Here is a 16,513-nt window from a genome sequence, read left to right as displayed (position 1 = left end):
GTTCGACGGGTGCGATATGAAAACGACAAATGACACGCCTGGCGACGTCTTGGTGAGCTGCCAGTCCGTCTGGAAAGTGTTTGGCAAAAGGGCGCCGGAGGCGATGCGTGCTTACCTGGAACGTGGCCTGTCCAAGAGCCAGATCCTGCAGGACTTTGGCTGTGTGGTCGGTGTCTCCGACGTCAGCATGGAACTGCGGCGCGGCGAGATCTTTTGCATCATGGGGCTTTCCGGAAGTGGCAAGTCCACCCTTATCCGCCTGCTCAACCGGCTGATCACCCCCACTTCCGGGCACGTGCGGGTCAAGGGCCTGGACCTGGCCAGCCTCGAAGCCAAGGCCCTGCGCGAAGTGCGTGCCAAGCATATCGGCATGGTGTTCCAGAGCGTCGCCCTGTTGCCCCATCGCACGGTGCTGGAGAACGCCGCATTCGGGCTGGAAGTGCAGGGCGTGGGCAAGGCCGAACGGCACAAAGTGGCCGAGCAGGCGCTAACCAAGGTCGGCCTGGCCGAGTGGGCAGGTCGCTACCCGGACGAGCTGTCCGGCGGCATGCAGCAGCGTGTCGGTTTGGCCCGGGCGATTACCTCAGACCCTGAGGTGATCCTGATGGACGAACCCTTCAGCGCCCTCGACCCGTTGATTCGCCGCCAGTTGCAGGACGAGTTCCGCCAGTTGACCAAGTCCCTGGGCAAGTCGGCGGTGTTCATCACCCACGACCTGGAGGAGGCGATCCGCATCGGCGACCGCATCGCGATCATGAAAGACGGGGTGATCATCCAGGAGGGCACGGCCGAAGACATCGTGCTCAACCCGAAGGACGCCTACGTGGCCGAATTCGTTGCCGGCATCTCGCGCCTGCACCTGGTGCGTGCCCATTCGATCATGACGGCGGTACACGCCTGGCGCGCGTCCCGGCCGGGGGCAGAGGCGGAAAGCCTGGCGCGGGTTGAGGCCCAGGCCGACCTGGATGAGCTGATCAACCTGATGGTCGGCTCTGGCAGCGATGCGCTGGCGGTGGTGCAGAAAGGCGCGATTGTCGGTGTGGTCACCCAGAGCGACCTGTTGCGTGGCGTGCAGGGGCAGGCCCAGGAGGTGCCGGCCGTTCACGCTGCACCGATAGGGGAGGCATCGCTATGAACGAGCCGACCTTTGCCACGCACTTCGATGAAACGGTCGACGGCGCGCTGGAGTGGGTGTCCGAACATTGCGCCGGTTTCTTCGACGGCCTGAATGCCGTGCTCACGGGCCTGTACGAGGCGGTGTTCTGGGGGCTGAAGGTGGTGCCGTACCCCGGGTTGGCGGTGCTCATCGGGCTGCTGGCCTGGCGGCTTACCGCCAGCCGCGGCTTTGCGCTCGGTGCCACCCTGGCACTGCTGCTGTGTGCCTTCATGGGGCTGTGGCAGGAGACCATCAGCACCCTGGCACTGGTGCTGACCGCGACCACCCTGGCCCTGGCGGTCGGCATTCCGCTCGGCGTCGCGGCCGGGCTGTCGCCGGCACTGAACCGCACCTTTGAACCCTTGCTGGACCTGATCCAGACGTTGCCACCGTATATCTACCTGCTGCCGGCCATCGCGCTGCTGGGCTATGGCACGGCCACTGCGCTGGTTGCCACCTTCATCGTCGCCGTGCCCCCGGTGCTGCGCCTGACGGCCCTGGGCATCAGCCGCACACCCCGGCAGTTTATCGAGCTGGGCGAGGCCAGCGGCACGAGCACGGCGCAGCTGTTTTTCAAGATCCGTGTGCCGTTCGCGTTGCCGAGCATCATGACCGGGGTCAACCAGAGCCTGATGATGGCCTTCGGCATGGTGGTGATTGCCGGCATTGTCGGCTCCGGCGGGCTGGGGGAGGTGATCTACGGGGCGATCCGTACCCTGGACATCGCCCGCTCGATCAACGGCGCCATTGCCATTGTGATCCTTACCCTGATCCTCGACCGGCTGGCGCAGAGCGCAACCCGCGCCGGCAAGGAGGCGCTGCATGAATCTCACTGACCTCAAGCTGTCGCCCGGTGCCTGGCTGGCCCCGGCGGTCGACTGGCTCAACGCCAACTGGCACCCCTTGTTCGCCGTCATCAGCAAGGTCATCGAGGCCATGCTCGGCGGTGTCGAGGCGGCGCTGCTGTGGCTACCGTTCTACCTGATGATTCCGCTGGTGGCGCTACTCGCGTTCTTGGCCATCGGCGTGCGCGCCGCGCTGCTGGCGGCCTGCATGCTGGGCTTCTGCTGGCTGTCGGGGCTGTGGGTGTCGTCGATGCAGACCCTGGCGCTGGTCTCCGTCTCGGTGCTGATTTCGGTGGCCATCGCCTTTCCTCTGGGCGTTCTGGCCTCGCGCATCAAGCGCCTGGAGCGGGCCCTGGGGCCGCTGATGAACGTGATGCAGACGGTGCCACCCTGGGTCTACCTGATCCCGGCGGTGATGGTGTTCAGCCTGGGTAAGGTGCCGGCAATCATCGCCACCATCGTCTACGGCATTCCGCCGATGCTCAGGCTTACCACTCTGGCCTTCAACCAGGTGCGCAAAGACCTGCTGGAGCTGGGGAGTGCCAGTGGTGCCTCGCCGGGCACCATCCTGCTGAAGATTGAACTGCCCACGGCCATGCCGACGCTGTTGTTGGGTCTGAACCAGTGCATCCTGCTGTCGCTGGCGATGGTGGTGCTGGCCGGGTTGGTGGGCGCGGGCGGGCTGGGTGCGGAGGTCACCCGCGGGCTGACCCGCATGGAAATGGGGCCGGGGCTGCGCGCGGGGCTGGCGATCGTGGCGGTGGCGTTGCTGCTTGACCGGCTGTCGCGTGGAGCATTGCAGCGCAGGCATCGCCAGCCTGAGGTGTAACTGTGTTGAGCCTGCTGGCTTCGGTTGGCAGGCGTCAGTCCCGAGCAAGAACAGCGTCGACGAGGCACGCCGTGGTCCAGAGAAGGCAATTCTGCAACACCCTGCAAGGGCGCAACCTGCGTTTCACCGGTGACAACGGGCAACCGGCGGTGTTCAGCCGGGTAGGGTTCCTGTTGCTGGAGCATTTCTCCCTGCCGGCCTTCACCCAGGCGCTGGATACCCTGGTCACCGGCAACCTGATCCTCGCCGACTCCTTCCAAACCCGCACGTTCAGCCTGGGCGGCAAGGTCGTCACCAGTGACCTGGGCCTGGTGATCTGCCCCGACGCGGCCCTCGACCCGGCGCCCCTGGCGCTGGACTTGCTGGTGGTGTGTGGCGGCCTGCGCACGGTGCTGCGCGCGGTGCCCGAACTCAACGAGGTACTCAAGGCCGCCGCCGCGCAAGGTATCGCCCTGGCCGGCCTGTGGAACGGTGCCTGGTTCCTCGGCCAGGCCGGCCTGCTCGACGGCTACCAGTGCGCCGTGCATCCCGAACATCGCGCCGCCGTGGCGGAGATCGCCAGGGAAAGCCGGGTGGTCTGCGAAAGCTTCGTCGAGGACCGCGACCGGCTCACCGCCGCCAGCCCGTCCGGCGCCCTGAGCCTGGTGCTCGGCTGGATCGAGAAACGCCATGGTCGCGGGTTGTCGGATGCCATCGTCGACATCCTGAATTTCGAGGAATCGCGCTACCGCCGTCAAAGCCCGGCCCTGCACGAAAAGGTCAGCGAGCCGTTGCGCGAAGCCATCAGCCTGATGAGTGCGAACATAGAGGAGCCCCTGAGCCTGGACCAACTCTCGCAGCTGGTCGGCCGCTCCAAGCGCCAGCTGGAGCGCCTGTTCCAGTTGCAACTGGGCGCCACGCCGGTGCGCTATTACCTGGAGCTGCGCATCACTGAAAGCCGGCGTCTGCTCCAGCACTCGGACCTGGCACTGATCGACGTGTCGGTGGCTTGCGGTTTCGTCTCGCCGAGCCACTTCAGCAAATGCTACACCTCGTTCTACGGCTACGCGCCGTCGAAGGAAATCCGCCATGGCTGCGTGAAAGCGGCCCGGCAAGCCTTGTAGACCACAAACGGGCTACCGCTCTGAAGTCTACAGATTGTAGTATTGGGGCCGGTCAACCAGGGAGCAAGCCATGAAAGCGGTAGTGGTAAACGAGGGCGAAGGGCCCGCAGTCGATCGCAAGACGGCCTTGGGCCAGACATTGCGCAAGCGGATCCTGAGCATGGAGCTCGCCCCCGGCGCGGTGCTCGACGAAGTCGCTCTGAGCGAGGAGTTCGGCCTGTCGCGCCCGCCGGTGCGTGAATTGCTGCGGCAAATGGCCGCCGAAGGCTACATCGACCTGGAGGCCAATCGCGCGCCACGGGTATCGCTGATGAGCCACCAGACGTTGCGCAGCTTCTTTCTTGCCGCGCCGCTGATCTACGTGGCAACCACCAAGCTTGCCGCACTGCACGCCACCCCGGCGCAGATCGAGGGCCTCAAGCGCATCCAGCAGCGTTTCCGCCAGGCGGTGGACGCCGGTGATGTCGATGGCCGGGTGCTGTACAACGATGAATTTCACCTGGAAATCGGCCGCATGGCCGACAACCCCTACCTGATGCCCAGCCTGTGCCGCCTGCTGATCGACCATGCGCGGCTGGGCAAAACCTTCTACAAGGTTCAGGTAGACCCTGACCTTCAGGCAGACCTGGAAACGGCGGCCAACCAGCATGACCAGATAATCGACGCCATCGAACGCCGCGACGTGGACGATGCCGAGCGGCTGATCCGCGCGCACATGGACCTGTCGCGTCGGCGCATGGCGATGTTCGCAGCGCCCGAAGGCCTGGATGTGCAGTTCGACGCCTGAACGGCATCGCCGACGGCTATGGTCGGCGACGCGGTGCTGGGCGCGTGGGGTTCAGTCCGTAGTCTGTTCCACGGCTGTGGTTGCGGTTGGGGCCTGCACAGGTGCTTTTGACTTCGCACGATTGCGCCGGTCCTGGCTGCGTTGCCGCGCCGCTTGCTGCTTTGCATGAATCGCCTGGGCGGCGGTCACCGTGCCCGCGGCTTGACCGTTCAGGTCCAGGCGCGGTGCATTCTCCACCATGCAGGTCCAGTAACGGGCGCCCTTGCACCAGGTGGCGATGCCCAGCTTGAGCTGTTCGCGGGTTATACCAAGCAGCTCAAGGTGCTGCTCGGCATCCTTGAAAATGCCTTCCTTGAGCGGCACCTTGGGGGCCGGGCTGACAGGGAATGCCAATGGAAAATGCTTCTGCAATGGCCAGATCGCTGCCACCGCCGGATCTTGCTCACGAGGCTGCGCCTTCGGGGCGGATTTGCGTTTGGGGGCGGGCGCAGTCTCGGCCTTTGCCTGCTCTTTTTCAGCCCGCAGGCGGTCGCGTAGCCCAGCTAGTTGTTCAAAACCCATCGTTAATTCACTGCTTCGAAGTTGATTGCGTGGCGCAAGGATATTCCATCAAGCACAAAGATGGCTATGAATAGGGTGGTGCTTATCCCCATAAAGGCTGGCATGGATCAATAAAACCGGTACCTCACGCCGTTGCCCTCGAGTCCGAAAACAGCAATGATCCATGCTTGTAGCGCTCATGGATTGTCAGCGCGCTGGCCACAGTGCGCAGAGGAGACCAGGTATGTGTGAACGACTGGCTCAATTCAGCTCGCCTGTCCAGTTGATCTCGACTTTAGGTTGGCACAAGGAGGTTCGTCAGCAGCAACCGCTGCAACCGCGAACCAGCATTGCACCAGAAGGCGCAGTGGGGCTTGTGCATGGCCAGAGCGATTGTCTGGTCTTCGACCCAGTCCGCTGGGGCTGGTTTCCGCGCTGGGCCAAGGTTAAATCGCCCCAGTTCCATGCGCCGGTCGACAAGGTCACGCACAGTCCTTACTGGAAAGCCGTTTGGCAGCATCGAGCCTTGTGTCCGGTTGATGGCTGGTTCGAATGGAGTAGCAGGGGAACGGATCTTCCTCGCCCCCACTATGTGCGGCGCCGCGACGGCCAGGCTTGCCTGATTGCCGCCGTTGGCCAGTTTCCGCGTACCGGGCGCGAAGCCACTGCCGACGATGGCTTTGTTCTGCTTGTGGGTGAAAAGCGGGGCGGTTTAGTGGACGAGCGGGGTGTTCGGCCATTGATTCTGTCCCCCGAAGTGGCCCTGGAGTGGATCGATGTATCCACTGAAAAAGGCCGGCCACACGAGATTGTCCAGGCTCAAGCCGCGTCTGATGACATTTTCGAATGGTTTCCCGTCGACTACGAGGCGGTCATGCAGGAAACCGTAAGCATCCAGCTACTGAACAATCGCTGAGGTGTTTCCCTCCCGGAAGAGGCGTTGACATGACCTATCTGCTGCTGAAATTCGCCCACCTGGCCGCTGCCGCCTTCTTCGTCGGTGGGGTGTTCTTCGAAGTGATGATCTTGAGCCGGGCAGTGCGCAGCCTGGAGCCCGGGCCGCGTGAGCAGCTGTCCAGGGCGCTGGGGCAGCGGGCACGCAAGGTCATGCACTGGGTGGTACTGGTGCTGTTTGGCGCAGGGCTGGGGTTGGCCTGGCATTACCGCGCCGCGCTGGCCGAGCCCTCTGCCAGCAGTTTCGGCGTGCTGTTGACGCTGAAGATCTGCCTGGCCTTGAGCATCCTCGGGCATTTCCTCGGCGTGGTGTTCCTTATGCGTACAGGACGCATGACGCCGGCACGTTCACGGCTGATCCACCTCAGCGTGCTGGTGCAGATGCTGGGCATTCTGTTTCTGGCCAAGGCGATGTTTCTGCTGAGCTGGTAGGTGTCATCTGCCGCGGCTTTCAGCGCCTGCAGTGACTCACCCGGCAAATCCGGCCCGGCCGTCACTGGCCTATAGCCAGTAGACATTAGGGGCTGCGTCTCGTACCGTGTGGTGCGCGCACGGGGTGTCAGCCTTTTTTTACACCGCGGCGCACGGGTATAAGGAACTACCTAGAAAGCAGGACTCATAAGCGGCTACCAGGAAGCAAGGGATATGCAAGCAAGGCATTCAAACAGCCTGTACAAGCGCGATGCTCGTCCCGAGTTCTGGCAGCTTTCAATGCGTTGCTGCGTATTGGCTGGCAGTATTGACGTAGCCTTTTTCTTTATCTTCCTTTTGCTTGGCTCCCCCATTCTGGCCTGGATAAACGTTATCAGTGTGGCCATGTATGTGTGCGCCTATCGTGCGTTCGTCCATCGGCGAAATCGCCTTGGTTTCGCATTGATCCAAACAGAAGTGCTGGTACATGCCGGGCTGGGAACGGTGCTGGTGGGTTGGGAAAGTGGCTTTCACTATTATCTGCTGATGTTCATCCCCGCCCTGTTCGTCAGCACGCGAGCCCGCATCGCGTGGATCCTTGCTGCACACCTGTGGATCTACTATGCAGGGCTGTATGTCCTCATGTGGTACATGCAGCCGCTGCAACCCATTTCCTCCAATGCCTTGCTGGGCGTGAACATCTTCAACCTGACCGTGGTGTTCTGCATGTTCAGCTATCTGGCGCTGTTCTATGCAGTCACGGTAACTCGCGCGCACACCAGCCTGTCGCGGATGGCAATGACCGACTCGCTGACCGGCCTGTTCAATCGCCGGCAGATCGTTGCCCTGACCGAGAAGGTGCTGGCACGCCACCACAGGTGTCCCACCAACCTCACCTTGATGTTGATGGATATCGATCACTTCAAACAGATCAATGATGAGTACGGGCACGATATTGGCGATCGGGTACTCATTGCCGTGAGCCAGCACCTGCAAAGCCTGATGCGCGAGCAGGATTTTATCGGCCGCTGGGGCGGTGAAGAGTTTCTGGGGGTATTGCCGGACACCGATCTTGAGCAGGCGGCGGAAACGGCTGAGCGTTTACGCAAGGCCATTCAGGTGCTGGAAATTGACAATGACGGCAAGAAAATCCAGGTGACGCTGTCTATCGGCATCACCCAGTACCGTGCTGACGAAGTGCTCAGCAATGCCATTGCACGGGCCGATTACGCGCTCTACAAGGGCAAGTCATCGGGTCGAAACAGGGTAGAAGCCATTCAGGCCTGAATACCTTGTTTTAAGCGAACGCTTGCGAGCCATCGATTTCCAGCAGTGATTGAAACCGATGGCCCAGGTTCTGCACGGAGCGTGCGAACGTCAGAAGCTGTATTTGATACCCGTCATGATGTTTCTTGGCGCGCCGTACATACCATGGTCACCGGCGTAGCTGAGGTATTCGCGGTCGAACACGTTGTTCAGATTGACTGACGCACTCAGATGCTGGTTGAAGTCGTAGCGAGCCAAGAGGTTGGTGACGGCGTAGCTGCCCTGAGTGAAGGTATGCAGGTCGGCACCGGTTTTACTCTGCCAGTTCACACCGCCGCCAAGGGTGACCTTGTCCAGGATTCCTGGCAGGCGATAGCTGGTGAAGGTCTTGAGACTGTGGCGAGGCAGGGTGGTCACGATACGCTGGTCGTCAGCATCGGTGCTGACCGCGTAGGCATAACCGGCGGATGCCTGCCAGCCTTCGGCCAGTTCGCCGTCCAGGGTGAATTCAGCGCCCTTGGTCGTGGTTCCCTGCTCCGACTTGTAGGTGTTGCCGCCCGGGGTATCGATCCAGATCGCCAGGTTGTCCTGCTCGATCTTGAACAGCGCGACGCTGGAGTTCAGCCTGCCGTCAAAGTGGCTGCCCTTGACTCCGACTTCATAACCGGTGCCCTCCATCGGATCCAGTGGTTTGTTGTCGATGTCGCGAACCCAGGACGACTGAGGGTTGAAGATTTTCGTGTAGCTGGCATACAGCGACCACGTTTCGTTGACGTCATACACCACGCCGGCATACGGAATGTAGACGCCGGTTTCCGACTCCTTGGTCTTCGTGTGTTCTGCGTCGTAGGGTTTATCCTCGATGTCACGATGCCAGTCGATCAAGCGGCTGCCCAGCAAGATACTGAGATCGTCGGTGGCGTGCAGGCGCGTGGCGAGGTAGGCGGCGTATTGGGTTTCGTCGGTAGTGGATTTACCCGTGACGTTGAATTCCGGTTTCAGCGAATCACCGTTCCAGTTCAGCAGGTTGTCGATCGCGCCGGCCGGAGAGCCGGAATAGTCGTATTTCCAACCGCCGTAGGCGGGCACGTTCTCGTAGTAGTTGGACAAGGTCACGCCGGCGATCAATTCGTGCTCGCGGCCCAACAGGTCGAACGGGCCGGTCAGGTAGGCGTCGATGTTGTTCTGGCGCGGGATACCGGAGAAACGCACTGGCAACTGCGTGGTGCCACTGCCGTCCGGGTTGAGGCTGCCGTTGACGTAGTTGAAGACTTCGTCAAACTTGTTTTCGGAGTGGGTCAGTTCGATCTTCCCGCTCCAGCCATTGGCAAACTGCTGTTCGATCGAGGTGAAAAAACTGGTTTGTTCATGGTCGTTGTATGACCAGGTCTGAGCCGAATTGAGCGAGCGTTTGAGGTTGGTGCGCGAGCCGTCGGTGAAGCGGGTCGGCAGGCCGGAGCGCATGGGGGAGTCGACGTCGGTGCGTTGATAACTGAAGCCCATGGTCAGCAGGGTGTCTTCAGTCAGGTCAAACTCGGTAATGCCGTAGATCAGTTGCGAGTCCTGCTTGTAGCGATCGACCCAGGACTGCTCGGTCTTGAAGTCGGCGACCAGGCGACCGCGTACGTTGCCGGTTTCGGTCAGCGGGCCGGATACATCAAAGCCGGTGCCGTAGCGGTCCCAGTTGCCGGCTTCAGCGGTGATGCTGGCCTGCGCCTCGGCGGTCGGACGCTTGCGGATCAGGTTGATGGTCGCTGAAGGGCTGCCCAGGCCGCTGATCAGGCCGGTCGCACCGCGTACCACCTCCACACGGTCATACATGGCCATGCTCTGGGTGTAATTGTCCATGCGCTTGACGGTGGGCACACCATCGATTTCAAAGTTCTGAATCTCGAAACCGCGGGAGAAATAGCCGTCGGATTCGGCACCCAGTCCGTCGCGCAACACGATGATGCCCGGTGTGGCATCGAGGGTATCGCTGAGATTGGTCAGGCGCTGGTCATCCAGACGCTGGCGGGTCATGACGGTCAGCGACTGCGGGGTTTCTTTTGGGGTCAGGTTCAGGCGGGTCGAACTGCTGGATGAGTAAGTGGTGTAAAGCCCGGTGCCCTCTGTGGTCGACCCGGGCGCTTTGCCCGAAATGGAAATGCTCTGAAGCTCCACACCGGTAGTGACCGGCGCCCGCTCGAGGGTGTATCGCCCATCCGGCTGGCGAACCGCAACGAGTTGGCTGCCCTCAAGTAGCGCCTGTAAAGCACCGTCGACCGTGTAATCACCACTGACGCCAGGGCTGTTTTGTCCGGCAATCAAGTCATTGGGAAAGGACAACAGCAAATGGGCTTGCTGGCCCAGTTGATTGAGCGCGGTGCCCAGTGACGCCGGGGGAATTTCGTAGTGTTGCACGCTGCTATCGGCAGCTGCCAACACCGGCGATGAAGTGGCGATCAGTACCGCTGCGGCGCAACCAAGGGGGGTGGCGAGCGAGGTTGCGGAGTAGGACGAAACACTGCGGTGATGCATGTGGAGTTTCCCGATGATTTTTGATGTATGGCCTATGAGTCTCGCCAGAAATCAAAACGGCTCATCGAGGACGAAAAAACTTCAAACGTTAGCGGGCGAAGGGCGCAAGTTGATCCACAGGCGAGTGAAGCGCTGCACATCCAGCTTCAGTGTCTGGGCGACGGCATCGATGATTCGATCGCTGTCTGCCAGTGGGTAGGTACCCCATACGCGCAGATTGGCCAATGCAGGGTCGCACCCGAGATGGCCATGACGATACCGGCCAAGTTCATCGAGGAACGCCTGAAGCGGCTGGCCGTTGGCGACGATCATGCCTTCGGCCCAGGCGGGAGCGGATGCTTGCATTGCACCCTGATCGAGCATCCCGAGCGGCCCGAAACGAGCCAGCTGTCCGGCCTGCAGGGCAGTCCAGGTGCTGGCTTGAGCCGGGATTACTTGAAGCGAGCCACGATAGACCGCCAACTGGGTTGAGCCATTGTCAAACTGCCGTACCGTGAAGCGCGCCGAGGTTGTTTGCGCCCGAATCTGAGCGGTATCGATAAAGAGAGCCGGGTTCACGGCAGTGTCGATCAAGACCTCGCCGCTGAGTAATCGAAGGTGCCAGCGATCGTCAGTCACGTTGGCATTTATCGCACTACGGGTATTGAGTTCAACCGACAGATCCGGGGCCAGCGCCACACGTCGTTGCTCGCCCACACCCGTGGTGTAATCGGCACTCATGCGCGACATCATTTCGCTGTCCCGACCCGACCAGGCGCCGGCACTCACCGTCAGCAGCAACGCCAGGCCCTTGATTGCCCTACGCCTGCTCAGCCCTTCCTGGGCGGGGAGCAACAGGGCCTGTCGGGCAAGGTTTCGATCGCTTCGGGTGCGCAATGATTCGAGCTGCTCCCCCAGGGCCAAGGCTTTTTCCCAGGCCATCTCATGCAAGGGGTGTTCACTACGCCATGCCAAAAAGGCGGCCTGTGTGGGTGAATCGAAACTGGCCTCCTGCATGTCGAGCCACCACGCCATCGCCTCCTCACACATTTTCGGTGAGAGTGATGGTTCGCGAGTAACGGCGTTTGCGGTGATAGTCATTTCAGCGCTTCCATCACCAGCATGCATTGAGCACCCGCCTTGATGATATGGCGTTTGACGGTAGCGATCGAAATACCCAGGCGCTCGGCAATTTCCCCGTGGCTGAGCCCATCGAGTTGCGACCAGAGAAACGCTTTTTTGACGGCGACATCCAGTTCGCAGAGTGCCTGGTCGAGTCGAACCAGCGTCTCGAAAATAATCAATTGGGTCGCCAGGTCCGGCAGCACGCTTTGGTCTTCGGTCTGGAGCGCATCCAGATAGGCTTTTTCCAAGCGTGCGCGGCGGTAGTGGTTGGACAGGACACTGCGCGCCACCTTGGCCAGAAAGGGGCGAGGCTGGCGGACTTCAAACGTCTCGTTGCTGACCAGCAGGCGCATGAAGGTGTCCTGCATCAAATCAGCAGCGCGGTGTGAGCAGCTCAACTGCCGATACAGCCAGCTACGCAACCAGCGGTGTTGCTGTTCGTAGAGCGCAGTGAGCTGAGCGGTATCGACGGAGGTCATGAATTGCCACAGAATCGATGCAAATGAGACGTAGTATCATATTTGACTAATGAAGTGGCGACAAGAACGCAGAAGGATGCAGTGCATGACTGGCCGCATCCTGCTTACGTTGGACAGGATCGTGGTGACCTTCCGGTTGGCGGAGTCAGAAGTTGTACTGGTAGCTGAAGTACAGTCGGTCGGCATCCTGAGTCAGGATACCTGCGGGTCCACGGCTTGCGATAAATCGCGTGACACCATCAGGTGAACCCTGGGTCTCGAACTCTTCGTGCAACCATATGGCACTCAAACCTTTGAGAGGCCCCTGGAAGGCATATTGCAATACGGTCTGAAGATCGTTACGCGAAAAGCCGTTGTAGCCTGCCGCATGGGTGGACATTGCATAATAGGTATCAAAGGTGAGGCCTGGCATGCCAAGTCCTGCGAAATTCACACCCGCGCTGACCTTGTACATCTCTTCATCTTTCAAGCCGAAGTAGTAAAACGCTTTGGCACTGCTATCCCACGTGCCATGATCCTTTGCAAAAAACAGACGATCATAGTCATCCCCCCAAACTTTGTTGTAGTTAAACCCGACGTAGTAGGGGCCGGTACGGTACTTTACCGAGAGGTCCATGTAGCGTGCGTCATGGGACTGTTCAGGCTCGTACAGGCCTTTCACGCCACCATATTCGAACAACTTGCCGGCATCCTGCTGGTTACCGACGGTTGCATAAACATCAATACCCCGACCTGAACCGAGGTTGAAGGTATGCTCGACTTTTGCCATCGCTTCGCGCAAATAGTCGGCGGACTCTGCATATTCTGCACGCAGGGTGCTACCGACTGGCGTTTTCCAGGAAAGTGCATAGAGGCGAAGATCATCGATTTTATCGCCGCGGAAGTTGGTCAGTTCATCCCCCCAGCCGTTTTCCTGACGTGGGCTGAATGCATGAATGCGGCTGTAGCGCGCCTCGACTGCATTCACTCGATACGCGAGGTCGTAACCGACCGTGGCGGCAGGAAGGATACGCGTAATGTCATCGCGATATTGGCCGTAGCGGCGGATCTTTTTGCCCGCGCCGACATTCAATTCGCCCGCACCTGCGGTGAACTTGCTACGCAGATAGGCCTCCAGCGGTTTGGCGGTGCCGTGCGGGTCTGTCACCGAACGTCTTGCTTCGAGGTTGCTGATGCTGGTGGTGTTTTCGCCAATATTCAGGTCATTGGCCAAGCCGTAGCTGTAGTCGACACCAAACATGTCGTTGTACCAGCCCGAGTTAAAACTCAACTGGGCAGCTTGCACCCATTCGTCCCGGGTCTGACCTACGCCACCACTGTCGTTTTCATTCCAATAGAACTGGCTGTAACGCAGTGATGTTTTGCTGTCCTCGATAAATCCGGCAGCCTGGGTGCCCGTAGCCAGCATGCAGCACCCCAATCCAGCCAGAACGTTCCGTTTAATCAGCATGAATCTACCTCTTGTTATTAGATTTTTAGGGCAAGTCAAAGCCCGGGCGAAGTGCGCACACCTCGCCCGTCGATCCTTGGCGGATCGCAATCAGTTTGTTTTTTGGCTAAACCGCAGTAGCTGCGTTACAGAGCGTTTGCCGGTGCCTGGAAGGCTTGCCACTCCAGCTCAAGCCACTGGGCGAAGTGCATCGCCGCATGGTCGGCAAACGCCGGGGCGATAATCTGCGCTCCGAAAGGCAGCCCGCGCGGGTCGAGGCCCAATGGAATCGCTGTTGCCGGTAGCCCTACGACACCGGGGTAGCCCGCCCAGAACATGGAGTCGGTGCTTTCCTGAGGCTGCCCATTGACGTCGAGCATTCGCTCCCAGCGTTCGCCCTGCTGGTTGTGCGCGAAGGCTGGGGTGGTAGCAACCGGGCAGATCAGCAGGTCGAAATCCTCGAAGAACGCCTCCCATTGCTGACACAGTCTGGCCCGGCGCTGATCCCAGGCGAACCAGTCCCGGTGCGTGAGCGTAACCCCCCGGTAGTGGCAGGCCCGGTAGCTCATATCGGCCGGATCCAGCCCGCTGGCGACTTTCTGGGCCGCTTCATAGTCCTCGTCGGAGAAGAATGCGCCGGTCGCCGCCCGCACCTGGTGCAGGTACACGGCGCGGGCCTCCACGCTATCCACCGGGCGGCGGCTTTCGCTGACATGGGCTACTTTCTGGCGCAGGAATGCCGCCAGCTCCTGCAATCGGTCGACGATTACGTTAGAAACGCGAGCCACCGGGTCGTCGCACATGACGGCGATGCGCAGCGCTGTGACCGGTCGCCCGCCGCGTTTCCAGTCCGTATTGCGCCAGCCGTGGCGGCCAAAGCTTTGGGCGCGCGGTGCGAGGATGTCCATGGCCACCTCGAGGTCAAATGCACTGCGCGCCATGGGCCCGGCTACACCGATATCCAAGGAGTCGATACAGGCGATACCCGGTAGCGCATGGCCGGCCATGGGGACCAGGCCCCATGTGGGCTTGTGGCCATAGACGCCACAATAATGTGCCGGATTGCGGATGGATGCGCCGATATCGCTGCCCAGTTCGAGCGAGGTATAGCCGGCGGCCAGCGCAGCCGCTGATCCTCCTGAAGAACCGCCCGGGCTAAGGTTCACGTCCCACGGGTTGCTGGTTGTCCCATAGACCGGATTGAAGGTCTGCCAGTCCGCCAGTGAGACAGGTACGTTGGTCTTGCCGAAGATGATCGCACCGGCATCGATCAGACGCTGGACGGCCACGGCGTTAGTGCTGGCGATATTGTTCCTGAACGCCTCATAGCCCCAGGTAGTGGGCAGTCCTGCGACGTCGAACGATTCCTTCACGGTGATCGGCAAGCCATGCAAGGGCCCCCAGCTCACACCTCGAGCCCGGTCTGCGTCCGCTTCGGCGGCACGCGCCAAAGCACGCTCGCTATCCAGCACGGCAACCGCATTGACTGTCGCGTCGGCCACCGAGACACGGGCTAACTGGGTACGCAGTAGCTCGACACTGGTGATTTCGTTGTGGTCCAGGTGCTTCAAAAGCTGGCGGACCGATTGATAGTGATTCATTTGCTGCTCCTGTGTTCAGCGATTGACTAACGGCTTGGGAATCAGGAGCACCGCGATGCCGCCCAGAGCGAGGCATGTGGAGAGAAGCCCCAGCCCGAGTGACACACTGCCCGTGGTCGAAGACAGCCAGCCAAACAACGACGGGCCGCTGAATCCGGCCAGTTGCCCGAACGCGTTGACAAAGGCGAGACCGACAGTGGCCGCGACGCCCGACATGACTGCTGTCGGCAGATTCCAATACAGCGCGTTGGCGATCACATTGCCGCCGATGGCGCCGACACTGGCGATAACTAGCAGTGTCGGGTTTTGCAGGGCGAACGGCATGACGGCCACGCTCAGCGCACCGACTAAAGCGGGCACAGCGCAGTGCCAGCGGCGCTCGACGAACGCATCAGAGGTGCGGCCGAGGACGAGCATGCCAATGATCGCCAGTACATACGGCATTGCTACCATCAAGCCGATGTCCACGGTGCTGGTCACGCCTGCGGTGCGCAACATGGAAGGCATCCAGAACGCCAGCGTGATACCGGCGAGGAAAGCGAAGTTGATGAACGCCAGCAGCCAGACCAGCGGTGTACGGAAGATATCGCGCACGCGGTGAGCACTGGAGTGCTTCACATCCTCGGCGATTCGCTGCTCAAGCAACTGCTGCTCTTCAAAACTGAGCCACTTTGTCTGCTTGATCGAGTCGGGTAACAGACGCAGGGTGAGCAGGCCAAGAATCACTGCCGGTACCCCCTCGATCAGGTAGAGCCACTGCCACGCCGCCAGGTCTCCCTGATTGGCAAAGGCTTTCATGATCCAGCCCGACAGCGGGCTGCCGAGAATGCAGGAAACAGGAATCGCCGCCATGAACAGGGTGATCACGCGGCTGCGTCGGGCGGCCGGATACCATTGGGTCAGGTACAGCATGACGCCGGGGAAAAAGCCTGCCTCAGCTGCGCCGAGCAGTAGTCGCACGACATAAAACTGGGTGGGCGTCTGCACGAACAGGGTGCAGATGGACAGCAGTCCCCAGGTCACCATGATGCGGGCAATCCAGCGCCGTGCACCGAAGCGTGCCAGCAACAGATTGCTCGGCACCTCCAGAAGGAAGTAGGTCAGGAAGAAAATGCCCGCACCCAACCCGAAAACAGCTTCGCTGAAACCGAGATCAGCCTGCATGCCGAGCTTGGCGAAACCGACGTTGATACGGTCAAGGAAGGCAAAGATGAAGCAGACGAAGAGGAAGCTGACAATGCGCCGCGTCACTTTGGTATAGAGGGCATCCTCACTGACTGGAAGTCTGTGGATGACCGGTTCGGATGTGGCCTGGTTGCAGATCTGGGATTGCATGACATCTCCTTTCTTATTCGATAGCCAGAGGTCTCGGCATCCCGCCATCGTAGAAACTCACTCCTGGTTTAACTACTGAATAGATTTCATAGCGAACACTTTTAGAGTTCACTAAAGTCTCCGTTAATTGGATGCTGCCAAGGGGGCCAACCAG

16 protein-coding genes are annotated in these 16,513 nt (G+C 60.6%); 8 read left to right on the top strand and 8 right to left on the bottom strand.

The window, feature by feature from the left end:
- Nucleotides 1-16: 16 nt before the first annotated feature.
- The 5 genes from DM813_RS11730 (at nucleotide 17) to DM813_RS11710 (ending at nucleotide 4,720) form a co-directional block, all read left to right on the top strand.
- On the top strand, nucleotides 17-1,135 hold the full coding sequence (locus DM813_RS11730) for a quaternary amine ABC transporter ATP-binding protein (RefSeq protein ID WP_128323559.1): 1,119 nt from the start codon (nucleotides 17-19) through the stop codon (nucleotides 1,133-1,135).
- Entirely contained in the window at nucleotides 1,132-1,992 is an 861-nt protein-coding gene (locus tag DM813_RS11725) for an ABC transporter permease (RefSeq protein WP_128323558.1), read from the top strand. The genes DM813_RS11730 and DM813_RS11725 overlap by 4 nt, the downstream gene beginning before the upstream one ends.
- Nucleotides 1,979-2,830 carry an ABC transporter permease gene (locus DM813_RS11720; protein WP_128323557.1) on the top strand — a complete coding sequence of 284 codons (852 nt, stop codon included), beginning with the start codon at nucleotides 1,979-1,981 and terminating at the stop codon, nucleotides 2,828-2,830. Before DM813_RS11725 ends, DM813_RS11720 begins: the two co-directional genes overlap by 14 nt.
- A gap of 71 nt (nucleotides 2,831-2,901) precedes the next feature.
- Nucleotides 2,902-3,933, top strand: a complete 1,032-nt coding sequence (locus DM813_RS11715; protein ID WP_128323556.1) for a GlxA family transcriptional regulator — start codon at nucleotides 2,902-2,904, stop codon at nucleotides 3,931-3,933.
- 70 nt (nucleotides 3,934-4,003) lie between these two features.
- Complete coding sequence (locus DM813_RS11710) at nucleotides 4,004-4,720, top strand: GntR family transcriptional regulator (protein ID WP_128323555.1); 717 nt, start codon at nucleotides 4,004-4,006, stop codon at nucleotides 4,718-4,720.
- Nucleotides 4,721-4,771: 51 nt separating this feature from the next.
- Here DM813_RS11710 and DM813_RS11705 read toward each other — a convergent pair whose 3' ends face one another.
- Complete coding sequence (locus DM813_RS11705) at nucleotides 4,772-5,281, bottom strand: ProQ/FinO family protein (RefSeq protein ID WP_128323554.1); 510 nt, start codon at nucleotides 5,279-5,281, stop codon at nucleotides 4,772-4,774.
- Between the two features lie 223 nt (nucleotides 5,282-5,504).
- On the opposite strand from DM813_RS11705, the gene DM813_RS11700 reads away from it, so the two are divergent.
- Nucleotides 5,505-6,176 carry an SOS response-associated peptidase family protein gene (locus DM813_RS11700; RefSeq protein WP_164897236.1) on the top strand — a complete coding sequence of 224 codons (672 nt, stop codon included), beginning with the start codon at nucleotides 5,505-5,507 and terminating at the stop codon, nucleotides 6,174-6,176.
- Between the two features lie 29 nt (nucleotides 6,177-6,205).
- Entirely contained in the window at nucleotides 6,206-6,646 is a 441-nt protein-coding gene (locus tag DM813_RS11695; RefSeq protein ID WP_128323552.1) for a CopD family copper resistance protein, read from the top strand.
- A gap of 276 nt (nucleotides 6,647-6,922) precedes the next feature.
- Here the strand turns inward: DM813_RS11695 and DM813_RS28555 are convergent, their stop codons facing one another.
- On the bottom strand, nucleotides 6,923-7,063 hold the full coding sequence (locus DM813_RS28555; protein WP_206617377.1) for a hypothetical protein: 141 nt from the start codon (nucleotides 7,061-7,063) through the stop codon (nucleotides 6,923-6,925).
- A 24-nt stretch (nucleotides 7,064-7,087) separates the two neighbouring features.
- On the opposite strand from DM813_RS28555, the gene DM813_RS11690 reads away from it, so the two are divergent.
- Nucleotides 7,088-7,912 carry a GGDEF domain-containing protein gene (locus tag DM813_RS11690; protein WP_206617376.1) on the top strand — a complete coding sequence of 275 codons (825 nt, stop codon included), beginning with the start codon at nucleotides 7,088-7,090 and terminating at the stop codon, nucleotides 7,910-7,912.
- Nucleotides 7,913-8,002: 90 nt separating this feature from the next.
- On the opposite strand, the gene DM813_RS11685 is transcribed toward DM813_RS11690, so the two are convergent.
- The 6 genes from DM813_RS11685 to DM813_RS11660 all read right to left on the bottom strand — a co-directional run bounded on the left by DM813_RS11685 (nucleotide 8,003) and on the right by DM813_RS11660 (nucleotide 16,359).
- The gene (locus tag DM813_RS11685) at nucleotides 8,003-10,411 is read right to left on the bottom strand and encodes a TonB-dependent siderophore receptor (RefSeq protein ID WP_128323550.1); all 2,409 of its coding nucleotides are present in this window, start codon (nucleotides 10,409-10,411) and stop codon (nucleotides 8,003-8,005) included.
- An 81-nt stretch (nucleotides 10,412-10,492) separates the two neighbouring features.
- Nucleotides 10,493-11,518, bottom strand: coding sequence for a FecR domain-containing protein (locus DM813_RS11680; protein ID WP_128323549.1), 1,026 nt, complete (start codon nucleotides 11,516-11,518; stop codon nucleotides 10,493-10,495).
- Complete coding sequence (locus tag DM813_RS11675; protein WP_128323548.1) at nucleotides 11,488-11,994, bottom strand: sigma-70 family RNA polymerase sigma factor; 507 nt, start codon at nucleotides 11,992-11,994, stop codon at nucleotides 11,488-11,490. Before DM813_RS11675 ends, DM813_RS11680 begins: the two co-directional genes overlap by 31 nt.
- A 145-nt stretch (nucleotides 11,995-12,139) precedes the next feature.
- The gene (locus DM813_RS11670; RefSeq protein WP_128323547.1) at nucleotides 12,140-13,444 is read right to left on the bottom strand and encodes an OprD family outer membrane porin; all 1,305 of its coding nucleotides are present in this window, start codon (nucleotides 13,442-13,444) and stop codon (nucleotides 12,140-12,142) included.
- Between the two features lie 125 nt (nucleotides 13,445-13,569).
- The gene (locus tag DM813_RS11665) at nucleotides 13,570-15,024 is read right to left on the bottom strand and encodes an amidase (protein WP_128323546.1); all 1,455 of its coding nucleotides are present in this window, start codon (nucleotides 15,022-15,024) and stop codon (nucleotides 13,570-13,572) included.
- A gap of 15 nt (nucleotides 15,025-15,039) precedes the next feature.
- Nucleotides 15,040-16,359 (bottom strand): MFS transporter, encoded by a 1,320-nt coding sequence (locus DM813_RS11660; RefSeq protein WP_128323545.1) that lies wholly within the window; start codon nucleotides 16,357-16,359, stop codon nucleotides 15,040-15,042.
- Nucleotides 16,360-16,513 lie beyond the last annotated feature (154 nt).

It is taken from the genome of Pseudomonas alkylphenolica (assembly GCF_004025535.1).
Classification (GTDB): domain Bacteria; phylum Pseudomonadota; class Gammaproteobacteria; order Pseudomonadales; family Pseudomonadaceae; genus Aquipseudomonas; species Aquipseudomonas alkylphenolica_A.
Note: the sequence above shows the minus strand (reverse complement) of the source record. Positions and strands in the feature narration are given on the sequence as shown.

Bases quoted from the DNA above. Each gene is read 5' to 3' on its own strand.
- DM813_RS11695 (WP_128323552.1), top strand. From the start codon at position 6,206: ATGACCTATCTGCTGCTGAAATTCGCCCACCTGGCCGCTGCCGCCTTC.
- DM813_RS11710 (WP_128323555.1), top strand. From the start codon at position 4,004: ATGAAAGCGGTAGTGGTAAACGAGGGCGAAGGGCCCGCAGTCGATCGC.
- DM813_RS11670 (WP_128323547.1), bottom strand. From the start codon at position 13,444: ATGCTGATTAAACGGAACGTTCTGGCTGGATTGGGGTGCTGCATGCTG.
- DM813_RS11665 (WP_128323546.1), bottom strand. From the start codon at position 15,024: ATGAATCACTATCAATCGGTCCGCCAGCTTTTGAAGCACCTGGACCAC.
- DM813_RS11730 (WP_128323559.1), top strand. From the start codon at position 17: ATGAAAACGACAAATGACACGCCTGGCGACGTCTTGGTGAGCTGCCAG.
- DM813_RS11660 (WP_128323545.1), bottom strand. From the start codon at position 16,359: ATGCAATCCCAGATCTGCAACCAGGCCACATCCGAACCGGTCATCCAC.
- DM813_RS11680 (WP_128323549.1), bottom strand. From the start codon at position 11,518: ATGCATGCTGGTGATGGAAGCGCTGAAATGACTATCACCGCAAACGCC.
- DM813_RS11705 (WP_128323554.1), bottom strand. From the start codon at position 5,281: ATGGGTTTTGAACAACTAGCTGGGCTACGCGACCGCCTGCGGGCTGAA.
- DM813_RS11720 (WP_128323557.1), top strand. From the start codon at position 1,979: ATGAATCTCACTGACCTCAAGCTGTCGCCCGGTGCCTGGCTGGCCCCG.
- DM813_RS11685 (WP_128323550.1), bottom strand. From the start codon at position 10,411: ATGCATCACCGCAGTGTTTCGTCCTACTCCGCAACCTCGCTCGCCACC.
- DM813_RS11725 (WP_128323558.1), top strand. From the start codon at position 1,132: ATGAACGAGCCGACCTTTGCCACGCACTTCGATGAAACGGTCGACGGC.
- DM813_RS11675 (WP_128323548.1), bottom strand. From the start codon at position 11,994: ATGACCTCCGTCGATACCGCTCAGCTCACTGCGCTCTACGAACAGCAA.
- DM813_RS11700 (WP_164897236.1), top strand. From the start codon at position 5,505: ATGTGTGAACGACTGGCTCAATTCAGCTCGCCTGTCCAGTTGATCTCG.
- DM813_RS28555 (WP_206617377.1), bottom strand. From the start codon at position 7,063: ATGGACGAACGCACGATAGGCGCACACATACATGGCCACACTGATAAC.